The organism is Mycolicibacterium komossense (assembly GCF_025822605.1).
GTDB lineage: Bacteria > Actinomycetota > Actinomycetes > Mycobacteriales > Mycobacteriaceae > Mycobacterium > Mycobacterium komossense.
On the sequence record NZ_JACKTY010000014.1, the window covers coordinates 121,981 to 147,668 of the forward strand.

Sequence of the window (25,688 nt, forward strand, 5' to 3'; positions counted from 1 at the left end):
CCTCCTGCGTTCCGGTATTCAATCGCACCGGGCCTGATCGGCGCACACAGGTGGGCCGGTCGAACCCTGCCGTCGCACAGACGTCAAATGAAGTTCACTGGATTGACCTGCGAACACGAGACAAATTGCCGTGCGACGAACGCGGAATCGTGGTGGACTGTCGGCGGAGGATCAATGTCGCAGCGCAAACGTAGCCAACTGAATAGGGTTGGTCACCGCGCGGCGGCAGGCGGTTCGGTGCCACCGCCGGCGTCGAATCTTCACAGTGTGGAGACGGTAGCGCCACAGTCTGTGCATGTACCGCATGACGGCGGTTCGGTGTGGGGTCGCCGCCGGGTGCTTCTCCTGAATTCCACGTACGAGCCGTTGACCGCGCTGCCGATGCGGCGCGCCGTCATCATGCTGCTTTGCGGAAAAGCCGATGTCGTCCATGACGACCCAACGGGTCCGGTGATCCATTCGGCCAGCCGGACGATCACCGTTCCGTCGGTGATCCGGCTGCGCACTTACGTCCGGGTGCCGTATCGGGCGCGGATCCCGATGACCCGTGCGGCGCTGATGCATCGCGACCGCTTCCGCTGCGCGTACTGCGGCGGCAAGGCCGACACCGTCGACCACGTCATTCCGCGTAGCCGCGGTGGCGAGCACACGTGGGAGAACTGCGTCGCGTGCTGCTCGACGTGCAATCACAAGAAAGCCGACAAACTGCTGTCCGAGTTGGGCTGGGCGTTGCGGATGGCGCCGATGCCCCCGAAAGGCCAGCACTGGCGGCTGCTGTCCACGGTCAAAGAGCTGGATCCGGCGTGGGTGCGCTATCTCGGGGAAGGCGCCGCCTGACGACCGATCGCCGAGGGACGAGGCGTGAGGAGTCGGGCAGATCGAGCGCCGCCTGACGACCGATCGCCGAGGGACGAGGCGTGAGGAGTCGGGCAGATCGAGCGCCGCCTGAACTTTGGTGCGGGCTTGCCCCGACATCGTGACGGCGGTGCGATAGGTTTACGGACGTGTCCATCGCTGAGATCCACCTGATTTTCGTGGGTATCCCGTTGCTCTTGGTCGCGGTGCTGTCGGCGCTGATTTACCGCCACAAGGGCCCGCACCCGGCGTCGTACAAAATGTCCGAACCGTGGACGCACGCACCGATCCTGTGGGCAGCTACGGAAGAGATCGTGGGCGACGCACACGGTCATGGCGCGAGCGAGTTGACAGTGGGAGGTGGCGCAAGTGGTAAGTGGTGACACTCGCAGCGAGGTAGCGACGATCGACGCCGGGAACCTTCCTGTCGGCTGGGCGATAACTTACAGCGGCCGGCTCTCGGGCGTGACTGAGCCGGGCGCGCTGTCGGAAACCTATCCGTTCTCCATCAAGGACCGGGTTGAGCTGGACGACGCGCTGAAGTACGGCTCGCGGGCTTCGAAGGCTCGGTTCGCCGTATACATCGGCGATCTCGGTGCCGATACGGCTGCCAAGGCGCGGGAGCTGCTCGCCCTGGTTCCCACGCCCAATGACGCGCTGCTGATCGCCGTGTCGCCTGATCAACGGGCCATCGAGGTCGTCTACGGTGCCGGGCTTCAGGGCCGCGGCGCCGACTCGGCCGCTCCGCTGGGTGTTGCCGCCGCGGCGTCGGCATTCCAGGAAGGCAACTTGATCGACGGACTGGTCTCGGCTGTCCGGGTGCTCTCGGCCGGTATCGCCCGGCCATAGCAGTCCCTCTTTACTTTCGCGCATGTGCGCGTCTCGGCTGACACCCGGTTTGTTGCGCAGTTTGTTCGCGCTCGTTGAATTTCGGGATCAGTACAAGTAGATCCTCTCGGTGAACCCTTTGCTGACCGCATAACGCGGCTGCGCAGCGATCACGCTGCCGATGCGCTGAGTGGCGGCTGCCCGAACCCTCCGCAATCCGCCCGTTGATCGCTCCGGGCGCGAAGATTGCGTGGCAGTAGAAGCTGTCGCCCCGCATTCTCTGTTCGGGAGCGGCACAGGCCAGATTGCCCTGGTGGTGGCGGAGAACATCGACTGGCATCTGCGCGTTCAGCGCCGGTGCGCATTGCCGACCCACGTCGCCGGGTCCCGGTGTGGCAGGCGGGCAATCTGAAGCCGAGTGTTCCCAAGTGCCTGACATCAACGGGATTGTCAGGCCGCGGCCGTATCCGGTCGCAGATCACCAGCAATCCGTGGCCCGCCTCGTCGCGTACACCCGTCCGCTGAGTCGATATGCCGGCCTGAGAACCAAAGTGTGTCGGCACTATTGACGACCCCCGTCGAATATGGAACGGTGTTTCAAAATCCGAAAGGGGAGTCGATGCCGGCACGTAACGCTGTGGTCGTCACCTATGGAGAACCGCTGCTTCGACTCAGCACGGGCACCGGCCGTCAGATCGACCGCGCCGAGGGGCTGGACGTCGCGGTCGGTGGCGCCGAGCTCAACGTGGCGATGGCGCTGTCCGCGCTCGGTCGCCGTGCGCGCTTCGTCGGCGCCGTCCCTGATTCTTTTCTCGGCGACAAGGTGATGCGCGAACTTCGTTCTCGTGGCGTGCTCGTGGACAGTGTTCACCGAGTCCCCGGAGCGCGCCTCGGTCTCTACTTTGTCGAACAGGCGGCTGCACCCCGCGGCCACCGCGTCGTCTACGACCGCGCAGACACCGCGTTCGTGCGCTCCGAGGTGGCGGCACAGGCGCTCGACGATGCAGGCACCCTCATCGTCAGCGGGATCACCGCGGCCCTCGGACACGGTCCTGCAAGGCAACTCGAACAAATCGTGGCGACGGCGCGCGAGCGGGGTGTCGAGGTCGTTGTCGACGTCAACTACCGGGCGCTGCTCTGGTCGCCCGCGGAGGCGGCCGCAGCATTGATCCCACTTCTACGATCGGCCGATGTCGTTATCTGCGCCGCTCGCGATGCACGCTCGGTGTTCGCCGTCGATGGGTCGGCCCTCGACAGCGCGCAGGCACTGCGTGAGCGATACGCGCTGGGCGCCAATCTTGTTGTGGTAACGGATGGTTCGAACGGCGCCGCGGCAGTGTCGGCGGACGGCCAGTGGTCGGCGGTAGCTCCCCGCGCGGCGGTGGTGGACCGCTTCGGGGCGGGGGATGCGTTCACGGCGGGACTGATCTGGAGTCGTATGGCGGGCGGCAGTGCACCGGAGGCGCTGGAAGCCGCCGTCGCGCTCGCAGCGATGGCTTGCACGGTCGAGGCGACATCGCGGCGTTCTCCGAAGCGGAGTTGCGCGCCGTCATCGACGACCCGAAAGCGGTGATGGTGCGATGATCCCGATAGAGGCTTTGGATCGGCTGCGGGCTGCGCGGGCGCTCGTCCTCCTGCGCGCCGAGGGTATTGCCGACGCATTGCTGGACGCGTATGTCGAAGGTGGTTTGCGCGCAATCGAAGTCAGCTTCGTGGCGCGTGATGCCGCCGAGACGATCGCACGCCTGCGGGCGCGACATCCTTCCGTCCTCGTCGGTGCCGGGACCGTCCGGCGCGCGTCTCAGGCGAATACGGCTGCTGCCGCGGGTGCGGAATACCTGATCTCACCATCCGCGGCTCCTGAGGTCGCCGAATGGTCAAGGCGGCGAGGGATTTTGCATATACCCGCGGTGATGACTCCGTCCGAAGTGGATGCGGCGCTCAACGCCGGCGCTCGTCTGCTCAAGCTCTTCCCTGCCGCCCGGCTGGGGCCTGGCTACGTCAGCGATCTACGGGCTCCATTTCCCGAAGTCGAATTCCTCGCCTCGGGTGGGATCACGATCGACACGGTGCCTGACTACCTGCGGGCAGGGGTGCGTGTTGTCGGAATGGGCGGTGTTCTCGCCGCCTCACGCGACGCCGATGACGTCCGCACTTCGACTGCAGCCCTTGTGAAGGCGGTACAGCTGTGAACCTCTCTCTGGCCGTTCTCGACACCGCCTACGGCGACATTTGCATAGAGCAAACCGCGGCGGCAGGCGTCGGAGTCGACGTCTTCGACGCACGAGTGGATGACAATGGCGCGCACGATGCCGACGGCGTGCTGGTGCAGTTCGCGACGATCGGCGCCGAGGAGATGGATGCCCACGAGCGGTGGCGGGTGATCGGGCGCTACGGCGTGGGTTACGACACCATCGATGTCGACGCGGCGACTCGGCGGGGCATTCGGGTGGTCAATGTTCCCGACTATTGCGAGGAAGAAGTCGCCACGCATGCGGCGGCTTTGGTGCTGGGATCGGTGCGGCGCATCTCGGAGTCCGATCGGCTGGTCCGAGGGGGAGGGTGGACGCGCTGGCGTGAGCTGGCACCCATTCCGGCCCTGTCCGAGTCGACGCTGGGAGTGGTGGGGCTGGGCCGGATCGGCCGGGAGACCATTCGCCTGCTCAGGCCGTTCTTTGCGCGAGTGGTGGCCTACGACCCGTACGTCGCGGAGTCTGGTGATGTCGAATTGCTGCCCCTTCGGAATGTCGTCGCTGCTGCCGATGTCCTGACCCTGCACCTGCCGCTCAACGACGACACCCGCCACCTCATCGATGCCGGCGCGCTGGCGCAGATGAAGCCAACTGCCCATCTGGTCAACGTCTCTCGCGGCGGCCTCGTCGACACCCGTGCGCTCGCGGATGCGCTGACTGCGGGGGCGCTCGGCGGCGCGGCCCTGGACGTTCTCGAAAGCGAACCGCCCGATGTGGACGATCCGGCACTCACCGCGCCCAATCTCGTGATCACCAATCATCTCGCCTGGTATTCGGACAGCTCCGAACCGCGCCTGCGGGGCCTGCTCGCGTCGCGCTGCGCAGCAGTTCTCACCGGGCGTGAGGCACCCTCCATCGTCAACGCCGCAGCACTTGCCAACCGCACTCGAAAGGTGCTCCCGTGATCGCCGACTCCGCCCTGTTCTCTGCGCTCGACGCCATGTCTGTGCAGCTCGAACCGTCTGACCCACCAACGAGAATCGTTGCAGGCGCACCGCAATGCGCCGAGAGGGTCCTGGTTTTGACAGCCGGTGTCGAGATCGGGGTGTGGGAGGTGACCGCGGGTCGCTTCTTGTCGACCAAGCCGGACAGCGGCGAAGTCATGCACTTTCTGGCGGGCAGCGGCACTCTGTCGCATCCGGACGGTTCGGTCACCAACATTGGCCCCGGGGTCACGGTGTCGCTGCGTCCGGGCTGGAGCGGGGAGTGGAACGTCACCGAAACCGTCCGCAAGGTCTATGCGATCTACGCGCAAAACCCAACGGCGCCAACGAATTAACTCGAGTCACCGCGGTGACACATTCCCGAAACAGAATATTGGTACGGTGTTTCAAAATTCAGGGAGGTGAAAGCTATGTCCGCAACAGCCACAGCGTCGAGTATCGGTAGAACAACCCGTGAGCGCCGGTCAGCGCTGGGTGCGCGTGGCCTCCGGTTCGGCCTCCTCCTGCCGGTGATCGTCGTATACGCCTTGTTCTTCGTCTGGCCGATCCTCACGGTGTTCCTGCGAAGCATCAGCGAGAAGGGCCGATTCGATGCGGCGGCCCCGCGCTGGAGCTTCGACGCCTACGCCCGACTCTTCCAGGACGATTTCCTCCTTCTCGTCGAGTGGCGCACCGTTGTGCTCGCGGTCAATTCAACACTCATCACCATCCTGCTGGCCTTTCCCACGGCCTACTTCATCTCTCGACTGCGCCGCCGCACCGCGACGCTCATGCTGCTGTTGGTGCTGGTGCCGTTCTGGATCTCGATCGTGGTCCGGCTCTTCTCCGTCACCTCGATATTGAGTCCGAACGGCCCGCTCAACCAGCTGTCGATGGCGTTGGGATTCGGTCCGCTGAATCTGCTCTACACACCTGCCGGCACGCTGGTCGGAACAGTGATGTACCTGCTGCCATACATGATTCTGGTGCTCTACGCCGGAATGGCCGCAGTGGACACCAATCTTCTGCTGGCCGCCCGCACGATGGGCTCGTCGGCGACTCGCACCTTCTTCACCGTGTACCTCCCGCTGATCAGGTCGTCACTGGTCAGCGGAGGACTCCTGATCTTCATCTTGGGATTGGGCTTCTTCATCGTGCCCGCCATCCTCGGCGGCCCGACCGAACAGACCATCTCGGTTTACATCCAGCAGCAGATCGATATCTTCCGCTGGGCGATCGCCAGCGCGATGGGCATCCTGCTGCTGGTTGCGACGGTCATCTGCTACATCGGGGTGGTCCGAGTCACCGGCGAGTTCAAAGTCGGCGTCGGGTCTGTTCAGGTCAAAGGAGTCAGCGCCGAACAACCCTTCCGGTGGTCGATCCCCATGGCGATCTCCGCGGCCATATCGGCCCTGACGATCGCCGTGCTCGTCATTCCCGTGCTATTCGTCTTCCCACTGTCCATCGGTGAGACCGGCACCGTCGTCTTCCCGCCACGCGGTTTCACCTTGAAGTGGTACGCCGAGGTGTTCACCACCACGACGTGGCTCGGGCCGATCGGACGAAGCCTGCTGGTCGGCATCGGCACCGGCGCGCTGTCCGTCGCGATCGGCCTTGTTCTTGCGCGGCTGATGCGGTCGACGACCTCGACGGTCGCCAAAGCGATCATCTCCGGACTTGCCTTCGCGCCCATCATCACGCCCGGGATTCTGCTGGCCATCGGGATGTTCGATGTACAACTTCAGCTGGGTCTCACCGGCACCGTCTTCGGCCTCATCCTGGCCCACACCATCGTCGCGGCGCCGCTGGCGTTCGCGCTGATCGCGGCGGCGATGAGCGGATCGGACCCGGGCCTGGAAGAGGCCGCCTGGACGCTGGGTGCCTCGCGCACCCGGGCCTTCTGGACAGTGGTGGTCAAGGCCATCCTGCCGAGTGTGGCCGGTGCCTTCGTCATCGCGTTCGTGACGTCATGGGACGAGGTGGTCCTGGCCCTGTTCCTCCAGACCGGGCCCACCAAGACCCTCCCGGTGACCATCTACAAGTACCTCCAAAGCGGAATCGTCCCGACTGTCCCGGCAGTGGCGTCACTGCTGGTCACCTCTGTCCTAGTCATCCTCGTCATTCGCGGGGTCTTCAACGCGGTGCGGAACAAGCGCGCCCAGAAGGTTCAGGAGTCATAGATGGGCAGCGCACCAGCCTCCGATCTCTCGCGCGGTGAGGTCACCGCGACCGGGGTGGGCCTCGATTACAACGGCAAGCCTGCCCTTGACGATGCTGACCTGCATGTCCGTGCGGGGGAGTTTTTCACCCTGCTGGGGCCCAGCGGCTCCGGCAAGACCACCCTGCTGCGGATCATCGCGGGGCTGCTCGACGCGACCCGCGGCCGAGTGGACATCGACGGTGAGGACGTCACCGACCTTCCCACCCAGCGGCGTGACATCGGTTTCGTCTTCCAGAACTACGCATTGTTCCCGCACCTCACCGTAGCGCAGAACATCGAATTCGGTCTGAAGGTGCGGAGGCTGGACGCGAGCGCACGGCGGCGCCGCGTCTCGGAGATGCTCGAGCTGGTGGCCCTCGACGGTCTCGGCGACCGCCAACCCGGTGAGCTCAGTGGCGGACAGCAGCAACGTGTCGCACTCGCCCGGGCGCTCGCTCAGGGGCCGCGGGTGTTGCTGCTCGACGAACCGCTGGGCGCACTCGACCGCGCGCTGCGCCAAGACCTCGGTGCCGAGGTGCGCCGCATCCAGCAGCAGTCGAACACCACGGCGATCTATGTGACGCACGATCAGGACGAGGCCTTCATTCTCTCGGACCGCATGGGTGTCATGCGGGACGGCCGGATCTGTCAGATCGGACGCCCGGAGGACATCTACCGCTCCCCGCAAGATCTCTTCGTCGCCCGATTCCTGGGGCAGGCCAACCTGCTCGACGTCGACATCCTCGAGCGCTCGGGCGACACCTTTACCGTCGCCCGCGGCGCTCACCGGGTTCGGGCGCGCGCCACCGACATCAACGAATCAGTGGCCACCTGCGTGGTCAGGCCGGAACAGATCGCCTTGTGCGGTGACGAACCGCTCGCGGGATACGACCTCTTGGGTCGCGGCGAAGTCACGGTATCCCGCTTCCTGGGCCAGCGGCACAGTGTGCACATCGCGATGGACGGCATGGAGCTCACCGCCGACCTCGACCCGTACGGACCCGTACCCCGGCCCGGGGACGTAGTCGGCGCCTGCGTCCGAGCCGGCCACTGCGCCCTGATACCCCGGATGCACTGATCCCCTCGACTTTTCGCGGACAACGACCACCATCCACCCGCACACCACAAAGGCAGGAATGACATGAGAATCAACGGCAATCGCTCGCGGCGGGTCGGAGCCGCCCTGGCCATCACCACGCTGACCATCACCGCCTGCGGTTCGGGCGGTTCCCCCGATTCCTCGGGTGGCTCCGGTGGCAACGACGTCTTGTTCTACGACACCAGCGGAGGTGATGTCTGGGCGCAGCTGAATGGGACGCTGTTCGCCGACTACACGAAAAAAACCGGGGTGACTGTCACCGAGGACTACAACGAGGCGGCCACGAAGTTCTTCGGCGCGGCAGAAGCAGGGCAGGTGCCGTGGAGTGTGGTGTTCTTTCCCACGGTCAACGATGCGCGAACTGCTTCCGACGCAGGCTATCTCGCGAAAATCGACACCGGGATCGTTCCGGTGGACAAGCTGAACAAGGGTACCTACGACGACTACGGCATCCAGGTTGGCACTTTCGGGATGGTCCTGGCCTGGGACGGCGCCGCGTACGACAAGGCGCCGACGTCGATGAGCGACCTATGGGATCTCAAGAATTTTCCTGGCAAGCGTTGCTTTTTCAACAACCCGCAGTACGGCTGGACGCTTGAAGCGGCGCTACTCGCCGACGGGGTCGCTCCCGCAGATCTCTACCCGCTCGATATCGATCGTGCCTTGCGCAAATTGGACGAGATCAAGTCGGACATCACGTGGTGGACCAGCGGTGCGCAGTCCATCGAATCGTTCGAGAACGGCTCCTGTGACATCGGCATCCTCTGGGCGAACCGTGCGACAGTAGCCAAGGCCGACAACGGATTTCCCATGGAGATCAGCTGGAACGGTGCCGGCTATTCCAACAGTGTGTGGGCGATTCCCGCCGATGCGCCGAACAAGGCCGCGGCCCAAGAACTGCTCGCGAACGTCATCGACAACACCGCAGGCCAGATCGCGTTCGCCTCGAAGATCCCTACGCCCATCCCGGCGTCGGTGACCAGCATCAAGCCCGATGATTTCCCCGCCCAGGTCCGTCCGTTCTTGCCGATCGGGGACAACCTGAAAGCTGCTGTCCCGCAGAACACCGACTATTACGCGGCCAATCTCGACGCCGTAGTCGACCAGTTCAACCGATGGGTCGGCAAATAGCTTCTTCCGCCCAATACACCGAAGACAGAAAGAAACCACGATGAAGACCGTCTGTATCGACGGAGAACCGCAGTACCGCGATATCGTCCTACGGGATGTCGCTAGACCGTTGGGGGCCGCTGGTCACCAATTCGACTGGTTTGAAGAGTCTTTCGCCGATGTCGAGGCAGCGATCGCACGAGCTGCCGGATATGACGCGCTGTATGTCATCGGCGACCAAGGCCCGGTTCCATCGGGACTGCTGCGTGCCAACCCCGCGTTGAAGCTGGTGAGCTTCGTCGGCACCGGGGCACGTCGCTTCGTGGCGATGGATGAGGCAGCCGAATGTGGTGTCACGGTCACGAACGTCCCCGACTTCGCCAGTCAGAGCGTCGCCGAGCATGCCCTGGCTCTGGCATTCGCCGTCGCCCGCCGGATTCCTGAGGGAGACAACCTCGTTCGTGAAGGACATTGGCAGAAGAATCAAGGACTCAAGCTGGCGGGGCGCCGGCTCGGTGTGGTTGGCGCCGGGGCGATCGGTAGCCGGATGATCGGTCTGGGCAACGGGATCGGGATGGACGTCGTGTACTGGTCACGCACCGTTGACGCCACCCGCGACGAGCGTCTCGGTGCCAGGCGGGTCGAGCTCGATGAGCTGTTCGCGACGTCGGATGTGGTGTCGCTACACGTGACCCATACCGCGGAGACCGACGGTTTGGTGTCGCGCTCGCTCCTGAATAGCATGGGGGACAAGGCCATCCTGGTGAACACCGCCAGGGCGGAGATCGTAGACCAGCTGGCTCTCGCCGAACTCCTTGAGCGAGGGGCGATCTTCGGAGCCGGAATCGATGTCTTCATCGAAGAGCCGCCGCGCTCCGATTCAGTTCCGCCCGCCGGTTCGAACGTCGTGTTGTCGGCCCATGTGGGATTCCACACCGACGAGGCCGACGACGTATTCGGGCTTGCGGGCCAGAACATCCTGGCGTTCGCGGCGGGAACGCCCACCAACGTCATCAACTAGCACTACCGTCGATAGAGAGAAGATCAGTGAAGATCCAGCACGCCACTCATCCCGACGACCTCGCCTCACTCAGTGGTCAGGAACTGCGGAGCCGATTCCTCAACGAGGAGCTCTTTGTGCCCGGTGAGGTCCGGTTGTCCTACACCCACCATGATCGAATGGTGCTCGGCGGAGCGGTCCCCGCGGTCGGGGAGTGGCTCGAGCTTTCGTCGCCGGCGGAGCTTCGCGCCGAGTACTTCTGCGAGCGCCGTGAACTCGCGGTGGTCGCGGTGGCGGGTGCGTCGCGGGTCCGCGCAGACGGCCAGGAGTGGGGTCTGGCCAAAGGCGATGTGTTGTACCTGGGCCGTGGCGCCAAGGACATCTCGTTCTCGGCTACCGAACCGGACAGCGCGCTGTTCCTCGCGTCGGCCCTCGCCCATGTGACACACCCGCACGTGCTCGTCACCCTTGCCGATGCGGATGCCACCGCAGCGGGCGAGACCGAGACTGCGAATCGGCGCACCATCTACAAGCACCTCCAGCCGGGTGGCGTTCCCACCGCCCAACTCGTCCTTGGTATCACGGCGCTGGAGCCCGGCAGCGTGTGGAACAGCATGCCGCCTCACCTGCACGATCGGCGCACGGAGGCCTACCTGTATTTCGACTTGCCTGAATCGCACCGGATCCAGCACTTCATGGGGCGTCCCGATGAGTTGCGCACACTGACGATGAGCAATCTGAACCTCGTCGTCTCGCCTAGCTGGTCGGTGCATTTTGGCGCGGGCACGTCGAGCTACGCGTTCGTGTGGGTGATGGCGGGGGAGAACCAGGCCTTCGCCGACATGGATCAGGTCGCGATCACCGATCTGTGCTGATCCCACGGATAAGGTCTCGGAAATCAGGCGGTCCCGCTGAGCCGGCGGTGAGCGGAAGTGAATGGTGACATGATGTCCAACGATGCGGAACCCCTCGCGGGTACCCAAAGTCTCGATCGAGCGCTGCAGGTGTTACTTCGGATTGCCGAAGAGCCGCCGCCCGGGCTCAGCCTCGCTGCGTGCAGCAGCATCCTGGGCTACAGCAAGCCGACCACCCAGCGGATGCTGCGCACACTGCTGGCCCGAAACTTCCTGGCCTACAACGAAGAACTGGGTGTCTACACTCTCGGCGTCGTCAACGCCCAGCTGGGGTCGGAGTATCTGCGACGCCTGGATCTACGGCGCGTCGCGTTACCCGAGATGCGGCTTTTGGTGGCGGAGACCGGTGAGACGGCACATCTGGGGATTGTGACGGGTCAAGACGTCGTCTACATCGAACTGGTGGACTCACCTCACCCGGTGCGCATTTTCAGTCGTGTCGGCGACGCGGTGCCCGCGTACGCCACGGCCATCGGGAAGGCGATCCTGGCCTGGACGGAAGCCGACGTCTCGGCGCGGCACGTGCCTGATGTGTTGGTGCCCCGAACGGCGAACACCGTTCGCGATCGGGATGCGCTGGCCGCCGATCTGTCGCTCGCGCGCGAGCGTGGCTATGCGATCGACGATCAGGAGAATCGGGAAGGTATCCGCGGTTATGCGGCTCCCATCTTCGACCACACCGGTTCTGTCGTGGCGGCTGTGAGTATCGGCGGACCAGCGGATCGGGTGGACGTGACTGCCAATGATCGGTTGGGTAACGCGGTGATCGCGGCTGCCGGGGCGATTTCACGCCAACTCGGACACCGTGGCAACGTCACGACATCTGAGCATGGCTGATTCCGCCCAGTTGGCCGGGCGCACGGCGGTGGTGACGGGCGCCAGCCGGGGGATCGGCTTGGCAGTCGCGGGTCGCCTTGCCGCTTACGGTGCCGATATCGTGGGAATCGCGAGATCCGTTGAGGCGCTTGCGAACTGCGCTGATCAAGTGCAAGCGGCTGAGCGGACGTTCATGCCTGTTGCGGCAGCGCTCGAATCGAGACCGGCCCTCTACGCCGCGATCGAGCGGATCCGGCCGGTCGGCGCGGACATCCTCGTGCACGCCGCGGGGATCAACCGCCGCGCCCCGGCTGCGGATCACGGTGACGACCTTTGGGACGAAGTGATCGCTGTCAATCTCACCGCGCCGTTCATTCTCACCCGCGAGCTGGGGCGCGATATGGTGGCCAACGGATTCGGCAGTATCGTCTTCGTCGCGTCGTTGCTGAGCTTTCAGGGCGGTGTGACCGTGCCGGGTTACGCCGCCAGTAAAGGCGGCGTGGCACAACTGACGAAGGCCTTCGCCAACGAGTGGGCTGGGCGCGGTGTGAACGTCAACGCAATCGCACCGGGCTACGTGGTGACGGATATGAATGAGGCGCTAGTGGCAGATCCGCGGCGCAATGCCCAGATCTCTGAACGCATTCCCGCGGCGCGATGGGGACAACCGTACGAAATGGCGGGCACCGTCGCGTTCCTCGTCTCCGAAGATGCGCGTTACATCCATGGCTCGGTATTCAACGTCGACGGCGGCTGGCTGGCGCGGTAACGCCAGCCAGCCTGCGGATTCGGCGTGTTCGCTTGCGCCCAGCGCAACCGAACACGCCGAACTCGTCAGCTCGCGTCGAAGGCCCGGGCTTTCAGTGCGCGCTCGACGCCGGCACGGCCTTCCAACACCAACCGGCGCAGCGCTGGCGGGATATCCCCGGCCAGGAACTGGTCGGCGGCCGTGAGACCTGACTCGCCGATATCCCAGGACGGGTAGAGGCCGATCACCACGGTCTGCGCGACCTCACTGGAACGCCGCTCCCAGACCTGTCCGATCGCGTCGAAATAGCGCTCGGTGAACGGCTGCAGGAGCTCGCCCTGGCCGGGTCGCACGAAACCGCCGATGATCGCCCGGCTGGTGATGTTGGCCAACGTGTCGTCTTCGACGACCTGCTGCCACGCAGCTTCCTTGACGGCGATCTGTGGGCGCGCAGCTGCGGCCGCCGCGGCCTGTCTGCGGCCGGCGGCGGTGGGGTCTTTCTCGGCCTCGGCGTCGATGAAGGGGGTCTCGATGCCGTCAGAGTCCAGGTCGCCGCTGGCTGCGAGCGCCGTGACGATCCGCCAGCGCAGATCGGTATCGATGACCAGGCCGGCCAGGTTCACCTCGGCGGGCTCGCCGTCGAGCAGCGTTGCCAGCACCGCGACGTGCCGCAGTGAGAGGACCGAGGTGCACAGGGCGTTGACGAAGGCCAACTGGTGGTCAGAGCCCGGCTCGGATTCACGGGCCAGATCCAGCAGTTTGTCGGCAAATGCCGGCCAGCCGTTCTCGCAGGCCCAACCCTGCTCTGCGTAGGAACCGAGCGCAGTCTGCGCCTGCAGCAGAAGACGTTGGGCCACCCCCACTTCGGATTCGGCGTGGATGCCGCTCATCACCAGCGCCACGAAATTGCGGGCCTTCAGTTCGGCGTCGCGGGTCATTTCCCAGGCGGCCGACCAGGCCAACGTGCGGGGTAGCGGCTCGTCGATATCGGCGATGCGCGACAGCACCGTCTGTAAAGACTCCGGGTCCAGCCGCAGCGAGCAGTACGTCAGGTCGTCGTCATTGACCAGGACCAGCTTGCCGCGTGAAACACCCTGCAGGGCAGGGACATCGGTCGTCGGTCCTTCGACGTCGAGCTCCTCCCGGTGCACGCGGACCAGTTTGCCCGTCTGCGGGTCGTCGTCGTAGATGCCGATGGCCAGCCGGTGCACCCTGGTCTCGCCGGCGCCAGGAGCGGCGCCACCCTGCTTGACCGCGAACCGGGTGAAGGTGCCGTCCTCGTCGACGTCGAAGTCCGCCGTCAGCGTGTTCAGGCCGGTGGTCTTCAACCACTGCTGGCCCCAGTCGGACAGATCGCGGCCCGACGACTTTTCCAGCGCACCAAGCAGATCCGAGAAGCCGGCGTTGGCGAAGGCGTGGTCACGGAAGTAGTTGCGCAGTCCGGCCAGGAAGGCTTCCAGCCCGACGTAGGCCACCAGCTGCTTGAGCACGCTGGCGCCCTTGGCGTAGGTGATGCCGTCGAAGTTGACCTCGACGGCGTGCAGGTCGGGGATCTCGGCGGCGACCGGGTGTGTCGAGGGTAACTGGTCCTGACGGTAGGCCCAGGACTTCTCGACATTGGCGAACGTCGTCCAGGCCTGCTTGTATTCGGTGGCCTCGGCCTGGCATAACACCGACGCGAAGGTCGCGAAGGATTCGTTGAGCCACAGGTCATCCCACCAGGTCATCGTCACCAGATCGCCGAACCACATGTGCGCCATCTCGTGTAGTACGGTCTCGGCGCGACGCTCATACGAATAGCGGGTGACCTTGGACCGGAAGACGTAGTCCTCCAGGAAGGTCACCGCGCCGGCGTTCTCCATCGCTCCCGCGTTGAACTCGGGGACGAAGAGCTGGTCATACTTGCCGAATGCATAAGGCGTACCGAAGTTTTCGTGGTAGAAGCCGAATCCCTGTTTGGTCTCGGTGAACAGCCGATCGGCGTCCATGAACTCGCTGAGCGAGGCGCGGCAGAAGATGCCCAGTGGAATCTCGCCGTGCTCATCGCGGTACACGTCGTCCCAGCGCGCATACGGACCGGCGATCAGCGCGACCAGATAGGTGCTGATCCGCGGCGTGGTCGCAAAGGTGTGCACCTTCGTGGACCCGGCCTCCTCGACCAGGGCGGTCGCGCCGTTGGAGATGACCTGCCAGTGCGCGGGTGCGGTGACGCTGATATCGAACGCGGCCTTCAGATCCGGCTGGTCGAAGCAGGCGAACATCCGCTTGGCATCGGCGGTTTCGAACTGCGAGTACAGATAGACCTCGCCGTCGACCGGGTCGACGAAGCGGTGCAGACCCTCGCCGGTGTTGGAGTAGCTGCAGTCGGCTTCGACGACGACGACGTTGTGCTCGGCCAGGCCGGTCAGCGTGATACCGGTGGATTCGTCATAGCCGGACACGTCGATGTCGTGGCCGTTGAGGCTGGCGCTGCGGATGGTGTCGGCGGCGATGTCCAGCACGGTGTCGGCCCCGGCCAGCGCGTCGAACTCGACCGTGGTCGAGGAGCGGAAGGTGCGCTCATCGGTGGTGAGGTCCAGTTCGATGCGGTAACTGTCGACGGTGACCAACGCTGCGCGTTCACGGGCTTGGTCCTGAGTGAGATTGGGAAGTGCCACGCCCGTCAACACTAATGGCCGCGGTTATGGTTGGCCGCCCGGTCTGCTGTTATGTGAGTCCGGGGATCTGCAGGCCGCTGAGGCCGCTCAGTCCGTCGAGCCCAGGGATGCCGGCCAGGCCGCCCAGGCCGCCCAGTCCGTTGAGCTGGTTCAGCACGGTGCCGTCGCCGATCGAGCTGATCATCGACGGGCAGTACATCGAGATGGCGATACCGGTGAAGAACGAGGCCATATCGGGGGAGATGCCGTTGTTGTTGCCCCTGATCTGCGAGGCGACACTGGCGAAGTCCTTACCGGGCTGAACCAGCTGTGGGCAGATCGACTGGCCAAGATTCGCGGTATCGATCGGGTCGCCGTAGTTGATCCCGGCGTTGCTCAGCGCGGACAGGAACGCGTCGTTGGTGGTGTCTGCATCGGCTGGTACATCCGTGGTCGCAGCGATCGTGGCCAACGCGATCAACGCGGCGAACACGGCCAGGGTGCGTTTGGGCAGTGATCTAAGACTGGCCCCGACAAGAGAATTGGAATAGCAGGTGCGCGTTGTCATGGTGGACTCCTCATTGTGGGGAGTGCACTTCTGTCACCCCATTCGCACGGGTAACCTTGCTCTACAACCATCACATCTTTAACACGATCCGGTAAAGGTTCGCACCCTATGCGTGTCCTGTGCGTGTCCGACCACTCTCGCATAGTTCAATCCGCGGCCCATCCGGCCCGCCGGTAAGCCCCTCGGAACACAATCCCGCCCCGCATAGTTGTGTTGGGGGGATGACTGTGTCCGCCACTTGATCGAGAGGACCGCGAAGTGCCCGAGAAGTCTTCTGAAAAGTCCAAAGCCGAGTTCTGGTTCGACCCGCTCTGCCCGTGGTGCTGGATTACCTCGCGGTGGATTCTCGAGGTGGAGAAGGTCCGCGATATCGACGTGAGCTTCCACGTCATGAGCCTGGCCGTGCTCAACGAAGGTCGCGATCTCCCCGAGCAGTACCAAGAGATGATGAAGAAGGCGTGGGGTCCGGTGCGGGTTGCGATTGCCGCCGAGCACGCCAAGGGCCCGGAGATTCTGTCGCCGCTCTACACCGCGATGGGCACCGAGATCCACAACAAGGGCAACAAAGACTTCGACGACGTCATCCTCAAATCTTTGGAAGAGGTCGGTCTGCCCGTCGAGCTCAGCGAGGCGGCAACCTCGGAGAAGTTCGATGAGGCGCTGCGCAAGAGCCACCACGCAGGCATGGATGCGGTCGGTGACGACGTCGGCACTCCGACCATCCACGTCAACGGTGTCGCCTTCTTCGGTCCGGTGCTGTCCCGAATTCCGCGTGGCGAAGAAGCGGGCAAGCTGTGGGACGCGTCGGTGATTTTCGCGTCGTACCCGCATTTCTGGGAGCTGAAGCGATCCCGCACCGAGTCGCCCGAATTCGACTGACCCGGGCTGCTCGGTTTACCACTCCGGTTGCGCGTCGGGACGACGGGCATCACGGTGTACCCATGACAGTCGCCGAGCCCAGCACCGACGGTTCCTACGGTAAGAAGATCGTCGCCGTCGAACCTGGCGGAAATGAGTTCATCGCCGAAGAGGACCGGCACGGTAAGCCGAGCCAGCTGTTCTGGACGTGGACCTCGCCGAATCTTGAGTTCGCGACGATCTTCGTGGGAGTGCTGGCCGTTGCCGTCTACGGCATGAGTTTTTGGCAGGCCGTTGCGGGAATCGTGATCGGCACCGGACTCGGCGCGGTCGCACACTTCCTGCTGTCCGCGCGCGGCCCGTTGCACGGCGTCCCGCAGATGGTCCTGGGCCGGCTGGCCTTCGGTTTCAAAGGAAACGCGCTTCCGGCGGTGCTGATGTCGGTGACCGCTGGGGTCGGCTGGTTCGCGACCAACAGCGTCAGCGGCGCGTACGCGCTGGCTGCGTTGTTCGGCATCGGGCCGCTGGTCGGCTTGGTCATCGTCGTCCTGGTCCAAACCGCGTTCGCGTTCTTCGGCCACAACCTGGTCCAGGCCTTCGAGAAGTACTCGTTCCCGATTCTTGCGGTGATCTTCGCCGTCGCGTCGGTGGCCATCCTCACCAAATCGCATTTCGGTGCGCCTGCCCTGGAACCCATCGTCGGTGACGGTTCGCTGGGCGGCTTCCTGCTGACGGTCGGCACCGCGTTCGGTTACGCCGCGGGCTGGACGCCGTACGCGGCGGATTACACGCGCTACCTGCCGTCGACCGTCTCGACGGCGCGGACGGGTCTGTTCGCGTCGGCCGGCCTGTTCCTGTCCTGTGCGGTTCTTGAGATCGTCGGTGCGGCATCGGTCACCATCGGCCCGGCCCTTTCCGACAACCCCACCGAAGCGTTCACCGGTGAACTGGCATCGCCGATCGCCAAGGCGACGCTGTTGGCGATTGCGATCGGCGCGATCGCGGCGAACTCGATCAACATCTACTCCGGCGCCATGGCCTTCGTGACGATCGGCGTGAAGCTACCCGCCCACATCGCTCGGGCCTTGGTCACGGTGTTCTTCGGCGTGGCCGGGTTCGCGGTCGCCTGGTGGGCGCTGCCCGATGCGGCCGCAAGCTATGAAGCGTTCCTGCTGATCATCGCGTACTGGATCGGGCCGTGGCTCGGTGTCGTCTTCGCCGACCAATACCTGCGGCGCGGACACAAAATTGCCCATCTGCTGTACGACCGCTCTTATGCCAACTGGGGCGGGTTGCTGTCATTCGTGATCGGTCTCGTTGTTTCGGTGCTGCTGTTCTCCAATCAGGAGAAGTTCACCGGCTACATCACCAAGGCAGTGCCTGCGTTGGGCGACATCACCTTCTTCGTGGGCTTCCTGCTGGCCGGAGCCGCCTATCTGCTGATCTGCCGGTCCAAGATCGCCGCCGAGCGCGCCGTTTAGACTCTCGCAGTATGACTCCCGAGGAAATGCTCGACGTTGCTGTTGGCGAGGCCCGAAAAGGATTGGCGGAGGGCGGTATTCCGATCGGTGCCGCACTGTTCAGCGCTGACGGTGTGCTGTTGGGCAGCGGCCGCAACCGGCGGGTGCAGAACGACGACCCGTCGGTGCACGGTGAGACCGACGCCTTTCGCAACGCGGGCCGCCAGCGCGACTATCGCTCGACGGTGATGGTGACGACACTGTCGCCGTGCTGGTACTGCAGCGGCCTGGTGCGCCAGTTCAACATCGGGGCGGTACTGATCGGCGAGAGTCGGACGTTCACCGGCGGCCATGACTGGCTGGCCGAGAACGGGGTGGCGGTCACAGTGCTCGACGACGAGCGCTGCATCTCGATGATGACCGAGTTCATCGAGGCGAATCCGGCGCTGTGGAACGAGGACATCGGAGTGGCCCAATGAGTGCGATTGCGACAGTTGACATCTCGCGCTGGTATGAAGGCGGTTCGGCGGCCGAGGCGGTAGCGGCCGAGGTGGATGAGGGCCTGCAGCGCGCCGGCTTCATCGTCGTCACCGGTCACGACGTCGACACCGGCCTGGCGGCGCGGGTGCGGGCCGCCAGCCGCGAATTCTTCGCCCTGCCCGACGAGGTCAAGCAGCGTTACTCCGTGCCGGTCGGCGGCCACGGCTGGATCGGACCTGGCGCGGAAGCCAACGCCTATGCCGAGGGCACCGAAACGCCGCCGGACCTCAAGGAGAGTTTCAGTCTGGGCGCCGAAACCGCCACCGGCGACCCGGAGGTCGACCGAATCTGGTTCGCCCCCAACGTCTGGCCGGTCGAGGTGCCGACGTTGCATGCGTTGGTCGACGAGTACACCGCCGCCATGCGCAAGGTCAGCGATGACCTGCTGGCACTGTTCGCCCGCGCGCTCAAGCTCCCCGTCAATCCGTTCGCTGTGATGGCCGACCGGCCGACCTGGACGATGAACATCAACCACTATCCGCCCGTGAGCGTCGTCGGGGAGCCCGAGCCGGGCCAGTTCCGCATCGGCCCACACACCGATTTCGGGACGGTCACCGTCCTGGACCGCGAACCCGGCGCCGGTGGCCTGCAGGTCTACTCCGAGGCGCAGGGTTGGGAGGACGCGCCGTGGGAGCCGGGCGCTCTCACGGTCAATATCGGTGACCTGCTTGAGTATTGGAGCGGGCGGCGCTGGCCCTCGGGCCGGCATCGCGTGTTGCCGCCCCAGCCGCACGCCCCCGAGGAAGATCTGGTGTCGCTGATCTACTTCTACGAGGCCAACCACGACGCATTGGTCACCCCGCTGGAGCCGCCGATCGGGAAGGTTTCAGGACTGCGCCCCGTCACGTGTTCGGACTTCATCAAGGAACGCCTCGACGCCATCACCGTGAGCTAGCTCCGCCGGCACCGCGTCGAGGTCGGCGACTTGCTGCGCGGTCAACGAGACGTCGGCCGTCGCGAGGTTCTCCTCGAGGTGCGCCAAGGATCGAGTCCCTGGGATCAGCAGCGTGTTCGGCGCGTGGGCCAGCAGCCAGGCGAGCCCGATCTGCGCGGCGGTGGCGCCGAGCTCACTGGCGACGCGTTGCACGACGGGGTTGTTCGACACCTTGGGGAAGCCGGGGAAGGACGATCCCAGCGGGAAGTACGGCACCCAGGCGATGTCGTTGTCGAGGCAGAAATCGAGCGTTTCTTCCTGGCTGCGGTCGAGCAGGCTGTAGGCGTTCTGCACACAGACGATGCCTGCCGAGGCCGCGTGCACCACGGTTTCCACCGGCACCGCGCTGATCCCGATGGCACCGATCTTGCCCTCGTCGCGCAGCGCGATCATCTCGGCGAGCTGATCGTCGAGGTCGACGAGCTGGTCGCCCTCTGCCCGCAGGCCGGGGCCGAGATCGAGCCGGCGCAGGTTCACGACGTGAATCTGGTGCAACCCCAGCTGGGCCAGATCCTCCTCGACGGCGGCGCGCAGTTCCGCGGGTTTTTGGGCAGCGGCCAACGGAATGACGCCACCAGGAACGTGTTTGGCGCCGACCTTGCTGACAATGACGAGGTCGTCGGCGTAGGGAGACAGGGCGGCGCGGATCCGGGTGTTCACCTCGCCGCCGGAGTAGAACGACGCCGTGTCGATGTGGTTGACGCCCAGTTCGACGGCGCGACGAAGAAGCGTGACCGCGTCCTCGCCGGTCGACGACTCCGGGTCGAGTTGCATGGCGCCGTAGCCGATGCGGGCCACCTCGTGCTGTCCGATGCGGTACGAGCCGCCCGGCGCTGATGTGTTCGTCATGGTGCTCTTCTCGTTTCGGGGGGAGTGGGATACTCGACAGATGCGGAGGAACCTCCGCTTAATTCAACGTAGCATAACCGGAGGAGCCTCCGCTATGGCCGAACCTGGGCGCGCCGACGCGCGGCGCAACCGCGAGCGACTGCTCGAGTCGGCGACCCACGCGTTCGCCACAGCGGACGGACCCGTATCCCTGGAGGCGATCGCGCGTGACGCCGGCGTCGGGATCGGCACTCTGTATCGGCATTTCCCGAACCGGGAGGCGCTCGTGGAGGCCGTCTTCCGCACCGAACTGGCCGAGGTGGCGGCGTCGGCCGCCCAACTGGTGGACCGTCACCCACCCGCGACTGCGCTGCGCCGGTGGATGGACCGCTACGCAGGATTCGTCGCGGCGAAACGGGGGATGGCCGAGTCGATGCACGCCATGTTCGCCTCCGGAGTGGTCCAGCCCACCGAAACCCGCGACAGTGTCGTCGGGGCGGTCGCAACCCTGTTGAAAGCCGGGGCGGCGGACGGCAGTCTGCGTTCGGACGTGGCCGCCGACGACATCGTGTCGAGCTTGATCGGTATCTTCCTGGCGAGTCATTCCCCCGAGCAGGCGGGGCGCATGCTCGACTTACTCGTCGACGGTCTGGTGGCAACTCGCTGAGCCCGGCGGGGGGCGAAGTAGGGTTACGCCATGCGCGTTTATCTCGGCTCTGACCACGCCGGCTTCGAGTACAAAGAGAAGATCATCGAGCACCTCAAGGAGGCCGGTCACGAGCCGATCGACTGCGGGGCCTACGTCTACGACGCCGATGACGACTACCCGGCGTTCTGCATCGCCGCCGCCCTAAAGACCCGCGACGACCCCGACAGTCTCGGTATCGTGCTCGGGGGTTCCGGCAACGGTGAGCAGATCGCCGCCAACAAGGTGCCGGGGATCCGGTGTGCATTGGGCTGGAGCGTCGAAACCGCCTCGCTGGCAAGGGAACACAACAACGCGAGGGTGATCGGTATCGGTGGCCGGATGCACACCTGGCCCGAGGTTCTCGCCATCGTCGATGCGTTCCTGACCACGCCGTGGTCGGGGGCGGAACGCCACCAGCGGCGTATCGACATCCTGTCCCAGTACGAGAAGGATCACGTGGCGCCGCCGGTTCCCGGCGCACCCGCGTAACGCATGCCAGAAGGCCACACCCTGCACCGACTGGCCCGGTTGCACCAGCGCCGGTTCGGCCGCGCGCCGGTGCGCGTCGGCAGCCCCCAGGGGCGCTTCGTCGACGGGGCCGCAGCGGTCGACGGCCGGATCCTGCGCAAGTCCCACGCGTGGGGCAAGCATCTGTTCCACGAGTATGACGGTGGCAACACCGTGCATGTGCACCTCGGCCTGTACGGCACGTTCACCGAGTTCCCGGCGGCCGACGTCGACGACATTCCCGATCCGGTCGGCCAGGTGCGGATGCGGATGATCGGTGCCGAGTACGGCACGGATCTGCGTGGGCCGACGGTGTGCGAGGTGATCGCCAAGGCGGAGATCGCCGACGTCATCGCCAGGCTCGGGCCGGATCCGTTGCGCCCCGATGCCGACCCGGCACCGGCGTGGGCGCGAATCACCAAGTCCCGCAGGCCGATCGGTGCGCTGCTGATGGATCAGTCGATCATTGCCGGGATCGGCAACGTCTATCGCAACGAACTGCTCTACCGGCACCGCATCGACCCGTTCCGGCCGGGTATCCAGATCGGCGCCGACGAGTTCGACGCCATGTGGACCGACCTGGTGGCGCTGATGAAAGTCGGGGTGCGGCGCGGCAAGATCGTGGTGGTCCGTCCCGAAGACGACCACGGCGCCCCGTCGTACCGGGAGGGCCGGCCGCGGACCTACGTGTACCGCCGGGCCGGTGATCCATGCCGCGTCTGCTCGACGCCGATCCGCACCGTGGAACTGGAAGGCCGAAACGTCTTCTGGTGCCCCCACTGCCAGAGCTGACCGGGCGCGCCGCCCCATTTGACGGGACAATCTCGGGGTGGAACTGATCCTGGTTGTCGTCGGCGCCATCGTGGTCACCGCCGTGGCCAACCGGCGCGGACTCGAGCCCGCGTTGATCATCGTGGTGGTGGGGATCGCGGTCTCCTTCCTGCCCGGCTTCGAAGCGCCGGAACTCGACTCTCACGTACTGCTGGCGGTGGTGCTGCCACCGCTGCTGTACTCGGCGGCGCTGAACTTCTCGTTCCCCACCTTTCTCCGCAATATTCGGCCCATCCTCGGTCTTGGGGTCGGGTTGGTGGTCGTCACGGCATTTGCGGTGGCAGCGGTCTCGGCCTGGTTGGTCGTGGTGCCGTTGACGTTCGGAACCGCTCTGGTGCTGGGTGCCATAGTCGCGCCGCCGGACGCTGTTACCGCCGTCGCCGTCGGCCGCAAACTCGGTTTGCCGAAGAAGGTGATGGCCATCCTGACCGGCGAGAGCCTGATCAACGATGCCGCCGCTCTGGCTCTGTTCTCGGTTGCGGTCGCGCAGGTCGCGGGCACCCACACCTTCATCGCCAACCCGTTGCTGCTCTTCGGCTACAGTGCGGTGCTCGGTCCCGTCGTCGGGGCCGCGCTCGGCTACGTGACGCTGTGGATCCGCAAACGCCTCAAGAGCCCTGGTTTGGAAACCGTCCAAGGGCTGGTCGTACCGTTCGCGGCCTTCCTGGCCGCCGAGGAGATTCATGCGTCCGGTGTGCTGGCCGTGGTCGTCGCCGGCTTCGTCGTCGGCAGCGGCACACTGGATTCCGGCTACCAGACCCGGCTGCAGGAGCGTTACGTCTGGAATTCGGTCGACGTGCTGCTGGAGGCGTTCGTCTTTGCCTACATCGGCCTGCACCTGCGGTTCGTCCTGGAGGACCTGCGCGAGGCTCATGAATCACTGACCGAGGTCGTCGTCGCATCGGCGATCGTGCTGCTGGTGGTGTTGGTGATCCGGCCGGTGTCGGTCTTTCTGATGTTCGGTCGCGGCGTGCTGTCGCGCCATGTCGAATCCAGGCTCAGTGTGCCGGTGCCCGAGCACGGGGGCCGCGGTGCGCTGGGGATGCGGAGACGGCGCCGTGAACCGGGCAAATGGCGGTCGATGATCGACCGGCGCAGCTTGTCCTGGCAGGACAACGTCGTGGTGTCCTGGACCGGGATGCGGGGCGTGGTGACCCTCGCCGCGGCCGCCGCGATCCCACTGACGACCATTACCGGCGACCCGTTCCCGGAGCGGGCCACCATCCAGGCGGTGGCGTTCGTGGTCAGCGTCGGAACCCTGCTGTTACAAGGCTGGACGTTGCCGCTGCTGATCCGCAGACTGAAGCTGTCGTCGCGCACCGAGGACAACGTCTATGACCGCGAGGAAACCCTCAAGGCCGAGCGAATCGTGCACGACGCCGCCGACGAGGTGTTCGCCGTGTTCCGGGCGAATCCGCCCGACGGGTTGGATCCGCGCGTCCTCACCGAGATCCGCAATCTGGTCGCTCGACAATCGCAGGACGCCGATGAAATGCCTGATCCGGAGGCACACACGCTTCGAGCCGAGGTCTTCGCGGCGCTGTACAAGGACGTCCTGGCAGCGCAGCGCGCGGCACTGATCGGGGAGCGAGACTCAGGAGGTGTCGACGACGAGGCGGTGCGGGCGATGCTCGAGCGCCTTGACCTGCAGGAGGCGGGTGTGTCAGCCCGGCTGGAGAGCCGGCTGTGAGCGACTCAGGGGGCTGCTGAGAACGTCGCGGTCGCCAGCTCCACGATCTCATTCCGGTCGGCCGACAGCAGGAAGCCCGCCGCGATCGCCGAGTCGAGGGCGGCGGTGAACAGCGCGAGGTACTCCGCTGCACCGCCTGGGTAGCGATCAGCCAGGGCGTCGGCGCCGAACGGCTCACCCGAACCGAACAGGAACGCCATCGCGACGTCACTGTCGACGATCCCGGAGGTGCGGGCGACCGGCACGTCGACCCACGGGGTCCGGATGCCGCCGACCGCGATACCGTCCGCGTCGAGCACCAGTTGTGGCGGCTCGGTATCGGTCAGTTGCAGCCGGGGGCCCGACGGTGCAACGTTCCCGGTGCGTACCCACGTGCACAATGCGGCCAGCGCAGCCTGCACTACGTAATGGTGTTGCGGTGCGAAGTTGATGAAGTGGTCCAACTGCTGGCCCATCAGGGTGCTGGTCGGCGCGTAGGCGGCGACCAGAGTCGAGACCGGTGCCGAACCGGTATCGATCGGACCGACCTGGATCGTGTAGTTGTCCGCGTGCGCCGTGCCGGGGATCTCCCACGTCCGGAGCATGTCGTCGTCGGGCTGACGGGCGGCGTGATACCCCGGCAGGCGACCGCCGATCAGATCGGTCTCGGTGATCACCGTCAGCGTCGGCACCCGCAGGTGGGGCCGGAAGCGAACCTGTTGGGGCACATCGGGGGAAGCGAGGATCGAGTGGCCGTCCAGGGGCGCGGCCGGCCCGAATCGCGAGTGCACCAGGAAGCCGTCGAAGATCGCCGCATGCGGATCCACGGCGTTGATGTAGGTGGTCAGGAACATCGCCGACTGCGATTCACCCACCGCGACCACGATTTCCGGCACCTGCGCGGTCAGCTCGCCGGATCGGATCACCTGGCCGATCTGGGAGAAAATATCGAACGCGAACGCATCGCCGGGGTGGGTCAGAGCTGCATACCGTTGCGGATCAAGGATTTTCAGTGACATATCGGCGCCGCCCAGGCTCTCGCCGCCCTGCACGCCGACCTCTTGAGCGGAGACGGCCACGTAGACGCAACCCTGCCGCACCACCTCGCGATGCGCCATGAACCACAGCGCGGGAGCATCGATGCCCCCGCTGACGTTGAGCCACTCGACGAGCACGGTCCCGCTGAACGCGGTGGGGTCTGCCGGTCCCAGCACGACCACCCGCGTGGTGAAGTCCGCGGTGGCAGACGGGCTCACATCCCACGCACCATCCGAAAGGCATTCCGCCACAGGCGAGTACGACCTCGCCGACCCGGAAATGAAGTACTCCGCCGCGGTGTAGCCGAGGTCGGCGATCTTGAACGCGCCCAGAAGCAGGTTCGGTTTACCTGGTACCGCCGTGACGTCCGGGAGGGTCATCCACCG

26 protein-coding genes are annotated in these 25,688 nt (G+C 65.3%); 22 read left to right on the forward strand and 4 right to left on the reverse strand.

Features of this window, described 5'->3' with window-relative positions; translation table 11 throughout:
• Nucleotides 1-174: 174 nt before the first annotated feature.
• The 14 genes from H7J73_RS05045 to H7J73_RS05110 all read left to right on the forward strand — a co-directional run bounded on the left by H7J73_RS05045 (nt 175) and on the right by H7J73_RS05110 (nt 12,766).
• The gene (locus H7J73_RS05045; RefSeq protein ID WP_264066148.1) at nt 175-837 is read left to right on the forward strand and encodes an HNH endonuclease; all 663 of its coding nucleotides are present in this window, start codon (nt 175-177) and stop codon (nt 835-837) included.
• Nucleotides 838-1,004: 167 nt separating this feature from the next.
• A complete protein-coding gene (ctaJ, locus tag H7J73_RS05050) occupies nt 1,005-1,238 on the forward strand; it encodes an aa3-type cytochrome oxidase subunit CtaJ (protein WP_264066149.1) in 234 nt (77 codons plus the stop codon).
• Complete coding sequence (locus H7J73_RS05055; protein ID WP_264066150.1) at nt 1,225-1,704, forward strand: DUF5130 domain-containing protein; 480 nt, start codon at nt 1,225-1,227, stop codon at nt 1,702-1,704. Before ctaJ ends, H7J73_RS05055 begins: the two co-directional genes overlap by 14 nt.
• Nucleotides 1,705-2,302: 598 nt before the next feature.
• The gene (locus H7J73_RS05060) at nt 2,303-3,256 is read left to right on the forward strand and encodes a sugar kinase (RefSeq protein WP_264066151.1); all 954 of its coding nucleotides are present in this window, start codon (nt 2,303-2,305) and stop codon (nt 3,254-3,256) included.
• Nucleotides 3,257-3,263: 7 nt separating this feature from the next.
• On the forward strand, nt 3,264-3,875 hold the full coding sequence (locus H7J73_RS05065; protein ID WP_264066152.1) for a bifunctional 4-hydroxy-2-oxoglutarate aldolase/2-dehydro-3-deoxy-phosphogluconate aldolase: 612 nt from the start codon (nt 3,264-3,266) through the stop codon (nt 3,873-3,875).
• Nucleotides 3,872-4,840 (forward strand): C-terminal binding protein, encoded by a 969-nt coding sequence (locus H7J73_RS05070; RefSeq protein WP_264066153.1) that lies wholly within the window; start codon nt 3,872-3,874, stop codon nt 4,838-4,840. The genes H7J73_RS05065 and H7J73_RS05070 overlap by 4 nt, the downstream gene beginning before the upstream one ends.
• Nucleotides 4,837-5,214 carry a cupin domain-containing protein gene (locus H7J73_RS05075; protein WP_264066155.1) on the forward strand — a complete coding sequence of 126 codons (378 nt, stop codon included), beginning with the start codon at nt 4,837-4,839 and terminating at the stop codon, nt 5,212-5,214. Before H7J73_RS05070 ends, H7J73_RS05075 begins: the two co-directional genes overlap by 4 nt.
• Before the next feature lie 75 nt (nt 5,215-5,289).
• Nucleotides 5,290-7,038 carry an ABC transporter permease subunit gene (locus H7J73_RS05080; protein ID WP_264066156.1) on the forward strand — a complete coding sequence of 583 codons (1,749 nt, stop codon included), beginning with the start codon at nt 5,290-5,292 and terminating at the stop codon, nt 7,036-7,038.
• On the forward strand, nt 7,039-8,136 hold the full coding sequence (locus H7J73_RS05085; RefSeq protein WP_264066157.1) for an ABC transporter ATP-binding protein: 1,098 nt from the start codon (nt 7,039-7,041) through the stop codon (nt 8,134-8,136).
• A gap of 63 nt (nt 8,137-8,199) precedes the next feature.
• Nucleotides 8,200-9,288, forward strand: coding sequence for an extracellular solute-binding protein (locus tag H7J73_RS05090; RefSeq protein ID WP_264066158.1), 1,089 nt, complete (start codon nt 8,200-8,202; stop codon nt 9,286-9,288).
• 40 nt (nt 9,289-9,328) lie between these two features.
• Nucleotides 9,329-10,288 carry a 2-hydroxyacid dehydrogenase gene (locus H7J73_RS05095; protein WP_264066159.1) on the forward strand — a complete coding sequence of 320 codons (960 nt, stop codon included), beginning with the start codon at nt 9,329-9,331 and terminating at the stop codon, nt 10,286-10,288.
• Between the two features lie 26 nt (nt 10,289-10,314).
• A complete protein-coding gene (gene kduI, locus H7J73_RS05100; RefSeq protein ID WP_264066160.1) occupies nt 10,315-11,142 on the forward strand; it encodes a 5-dehydro-4-deoxy-D-glucuronate isomerase in 828 nt (275 codons plus the stop codon).
• Between the two features lie 72 nt (nt 11,143-11,214).
• Nucleotides 11,215-12,018 carry an IclR family transcriptional regulator gene (locus tag H7J73_RS05105; RefSeq protein WP_264066161.1) on the forward strand — a complete coding sequence of 268 codons (804 nt, stop codon included), beginning with the start codon at nt 11,215-11,217 and terminating at the stop codon, nt 12,016-12,018.
• Entirely contained in the window at nt 12,011-12,766 is a 756-nt protein-coding gene (locus H7J73_RS05110) for an SDR family NAD(P)-dependent oxidoreductase (protein ID WP_264066162.1), read from the forward strand. The genes H7J73_RS05105 and H7J73_RS05110 overlap by 8 nt, the downstream gene beginning before the upstream one ends.
• 65 nt (nt 12,767-12,831) lie before the next feature.
• On the opposite strand, the gene pepN is transcribed toward H7J73_RS05110, so the two are convergent.
• Both pepN and H7J73_RS05120 read right to left on the reverse strand, forming a co-directional pair.
• Nucleotides 12,832-15,402 (reverse strand): aminopeptidase N, encoded by a 2,571-nt coding sequence (gene pepN / locus H7J73_RS05115; protein ID WP_264066163.1) that lies wholly within the window; start codon nt 15,400-15,402, stop codon nt 12,832-12,834.
• A 49-nt stretch (nt 15,403-15,451) separates the two neighbouring features.
• The gene (locus tag H7J73_RS05120) at nt 15,452-15,949 is read right to left on the reverse strand and encodes a DUF732 domain-containing protein (RefSeq protein ID WP_264066164.1); all 498 of its coding nucleotides are present in this window, start codon (nt 15,947-15,949) and stop codon (nt 15,452-15,454) included.
• Between the two features lie 258 nt (nt 15,950-16,207).
• On the opposite strand from H7J73_RS05120, the gene H7J73_RS05125 reads away from it, so the two are divergent.
• The 4 genes from H7J73_RS05125 to H7J73_RS05140 all read left to right on the forward strand — a co-directional run bounded on the left by H7J73_RS05125 (nt 16,208) and on the right by H7J73_RS05140 (nt 19,702).
• Complete coding sequence (locus H7J73_RS05125) at nt 16,208-16,828, forward strand: mycothiol-dependent nitroreductase Rv2466c family protein (RefSeq protein WP_264066165.1); 621 nt, start codon at nt 16,208-16,210, stop codon at nt 16,826-16,828.
• Nucleotides 16,829-16,890: 62 nt separating this feature from the next.
• Nucleotides 16,891-18,288 (forward strand): purine-cytosine permease family protein, encoded by a 1,398-nt coding sequence (locus H7J73_RS05130; protein ID WP_264066166.1) that lies wholly within the window; start codon nt 16,891-16,893, stop codon nt 18,286-18,288.
• 11 nt (nt 18,289-18,299) lie between these two features.
• The gene (locus tag H7J73_RS05135) at nt 18,300-18,746 is read left to right on the forward strand and encodes a nucleoside deaminase (RefSeq protein WP_264066167.1); all 447 of its coding nucleotides are present in this window, start codon (nt 18,300-18,302) and stop codon (nt 18,744-18,746) included.
• Nucleotides 18,743-19,702, forward strand: coding sequence for an isopenicillin N synthase family dioxygenase (locus H7J73_RS05140; RefSeq protein WP_264066168.1), 960 nt, complete (start codon nt 18,743-18,745; stop codon nt 19,700-19,702). The genes H7J73_RS05135 and H7J73_RS05140 overlap by 4 nt, the downstream gene beginning before the upstream one ends.
• On the opposite strand, the gene H7J73_RS05145 is transcribed toward H7J73_RS05140, so the two are convergent.
• Nucleotides 19,634-20,590 (reverse strand): aldo/keto reductase, encoded by a 957-nt coding sequence (locus H7J73_RS05145; RefSeq protein WP_264066169.1) that lies wholly within the window; start codon nt 20,588-20,590, stop codon nt 19,634-19,636. The genes H7J73_RS05140 and H7J73_RS05145 overlap by 69 nt on opposite strands.
• 94 nt (nt 20,591-20,684) lie before the next feature.
• Here H7J73_RS05145 and H7J73_RS05150 point away from each other — a divergent pair, with 94 nt between their 5' ends.
• Genes H7J73_RS05150 through H7J73_RS05165 form a run of 4 tightly spaced genes read left to right on the forward strand, consistent with a single transcriptional unit; the run spans nt 20,685 to nt 24,285 of the window.
• On the forward strand, nt 20,685-21,236 hold the full coding sequence (locus H7J73_RS05150) for a TetR/AcrR family transcriptional regulator (protein WP_264066170.1): 552 nt from the start codon (nt 20,685-20,687) through the stop codon (nt 21,234-21,236).
• 30 nt (nt 21,237-21,266) lie between these two features.
• Nucleotides 21,267-21,746 (forward strand): ribose-5-phosphate isomerase, encoded by a 480-nt coding sequence (locus H7J73_RS05155; RefSeq protein WP_264066171.1) that lies wholly within the window; start codon nt 21,267-21,269, stop codon nt 21,744-21,746.
• Between the two features lie 3 nt (nt 21,747-21,749).
• Nucleotides 21,750-22,556: an Fpg/Nei family DNA glycosylase gene (locus tag H7J73_RS05160; protein WP_264066172.1), complete on the forward strand. Its 807-nt coding sequence runs from the start codon at nt 21,750-21,752 to the stop codon at nt 22,554-22,556.
• A gap of 37 nt (nt 22,557-22,593) precedes the next feature.
• A complete protein-coding gene (locus tag H7J73_RS05165; RefSeq protein WP_264066173.1) occupies nt 22,594-24,285 on the forward strand; it encodes a cation:proton antiporter in 1,692 nt (563 codons plus the stop codon).
• A 5-nt stretch (nt 24,286-24,290) separates the two neighbouring features.
• Here the strand turns inward: H7J73_RS05165 and H7J73_RS05170 are convergent, their stop codons facing one another.
• A complete protein-coding gene (locus tag H7J73_RS05170; protein WP_264066174.1) occupies nt 24,291-25,682 on the reverse strand; it encodes an alpha/beta hydrolase domain-containing protein in 1,392 nt (463 codons plus the stop codon).
• Nucleotides 25,683-25,688 lie beyond the last annotated feature (6 nt).

Coding starts and splice junctions, on each gene's coding strand:
- H7J73_RS05045 (WP_264066148.1), top strand. CDS start 175: ATGTCGCAGCGCAAACGTAGCCAACTGAATAGGGTTGGTCACCGCGCG.
- H7J73_RS05060 (WP_264066151.1), top strand. CDS start 2,303: ATGCCGGCACGTAACGCTGTGGTCGTCACCTATGGAGAACCGCTGCTT.
- H7J73_RS05065 (WP_264066152.1), top strand. CDS start 3,264: ATGATCCCGATAGAGGCTTTGGATCGGCTGCGGGCTGCGCGGGCGCTC.
- H7J73_RS05080 (WP_264066156.1), top strand. CDS start 5,290: ATGTCCGCAACAGCCACAGCGTCGAGTATCGGTAGAACAACCCGTGAG.
- H7J73_RS05085 (WP_264066157.1), top strand. CDS start 7,039: ATGGGCAGCGCACCAGCCTCCGATCTCTCGCGCGGTGAGGTCACCGCG.
- H7J73_RS05090 (WP_264066158.1), top strand. CDS start 8,200: ATGAGAATCAACGGCAATCGCTCGCGGCGGGTCGGAGCCGCCCTGGCC.
- H7J73_RS05095 (WP_264066159.1), top strand. CDS start 9,329: ATGAAGACCGTCTGTATCGACGGAGAACCGCAGTACCGCGATATCGTC.
- H7J73_RS05105 (WP_264066161.1), top strand. CDS start 11,215: ATGTCCAACGATGCGGAACCCCTCGCGGGTACCCAAAGTCTCGATCGA.
- H7J73_RS05110 (WP_264066162.1), top strand. CDS start 12,011: ATGGCTGATTCCGCCCAGTTGGCCGGGCGCACGGCGGTGGTGACGGGC.
- H7J73_RS05120 (WP_264066164.1), bottom strand. CDS start 15,949: ATGACAACGCGCACCTGCTATTCCAATTCTCTTGTCGGGGCCAGTCTT.
- H7J73_RS05130 (WP_264066166.1), top strand. CDS start 16,891: ATGACAGTCGCCGAGCCCAGCACCGACGGTTCCTACGGTAAGAAGATC.
- H7J73_RS05135 (WP_264066167.1), top strand. CDS start 18,300: ATGACTCCCGAGGAAATGCTCGACGTTGCTGTTGGCGAGGCCCGAAAA.
- H7J73_RS05140 (WP_264066168.1), top strand. CDS start 18,743: ATGAGTGCGATTGCGACAGTTGACATCTCGCGCTGGTATGAAGGCGGT.
- H7J73_RS05145 (WP_264066169.1), bottom strand. CDS start 20,590: ATGACGAACACATCAGCGCCGGGCGGCTCGTACCGCATCGGACAGCAC.
- H7J73_RS05150 (WP_264066170.1), top strand. CDS start 20,685: ATGGCCGAACCTGGGCGCGCCGACGCGCGGCGCAACCGCGAGCGACTG.
- H7J73_RS05155 (WP_264066171.1), top strand. CDS start 21,267: ATGCGCGTTTATCTCGGCTCTGACCACGCCGGCTTCGAGTACAAAGAG.
- H7J73_RS05160 (WP_264066172.1), top strand. CDS start 21,750: ATGCCAGAAGGCCACACCCTGCACCGACTGGCCCGGTTGCACCAGCGC.
- H7J73_RS05170 (WP_264066174.1), bottom strand. CDS start 25,682: ATGACCCTCCCGGACGTCACGGCGGTACCAGGTAAACCGAACCTGCTT.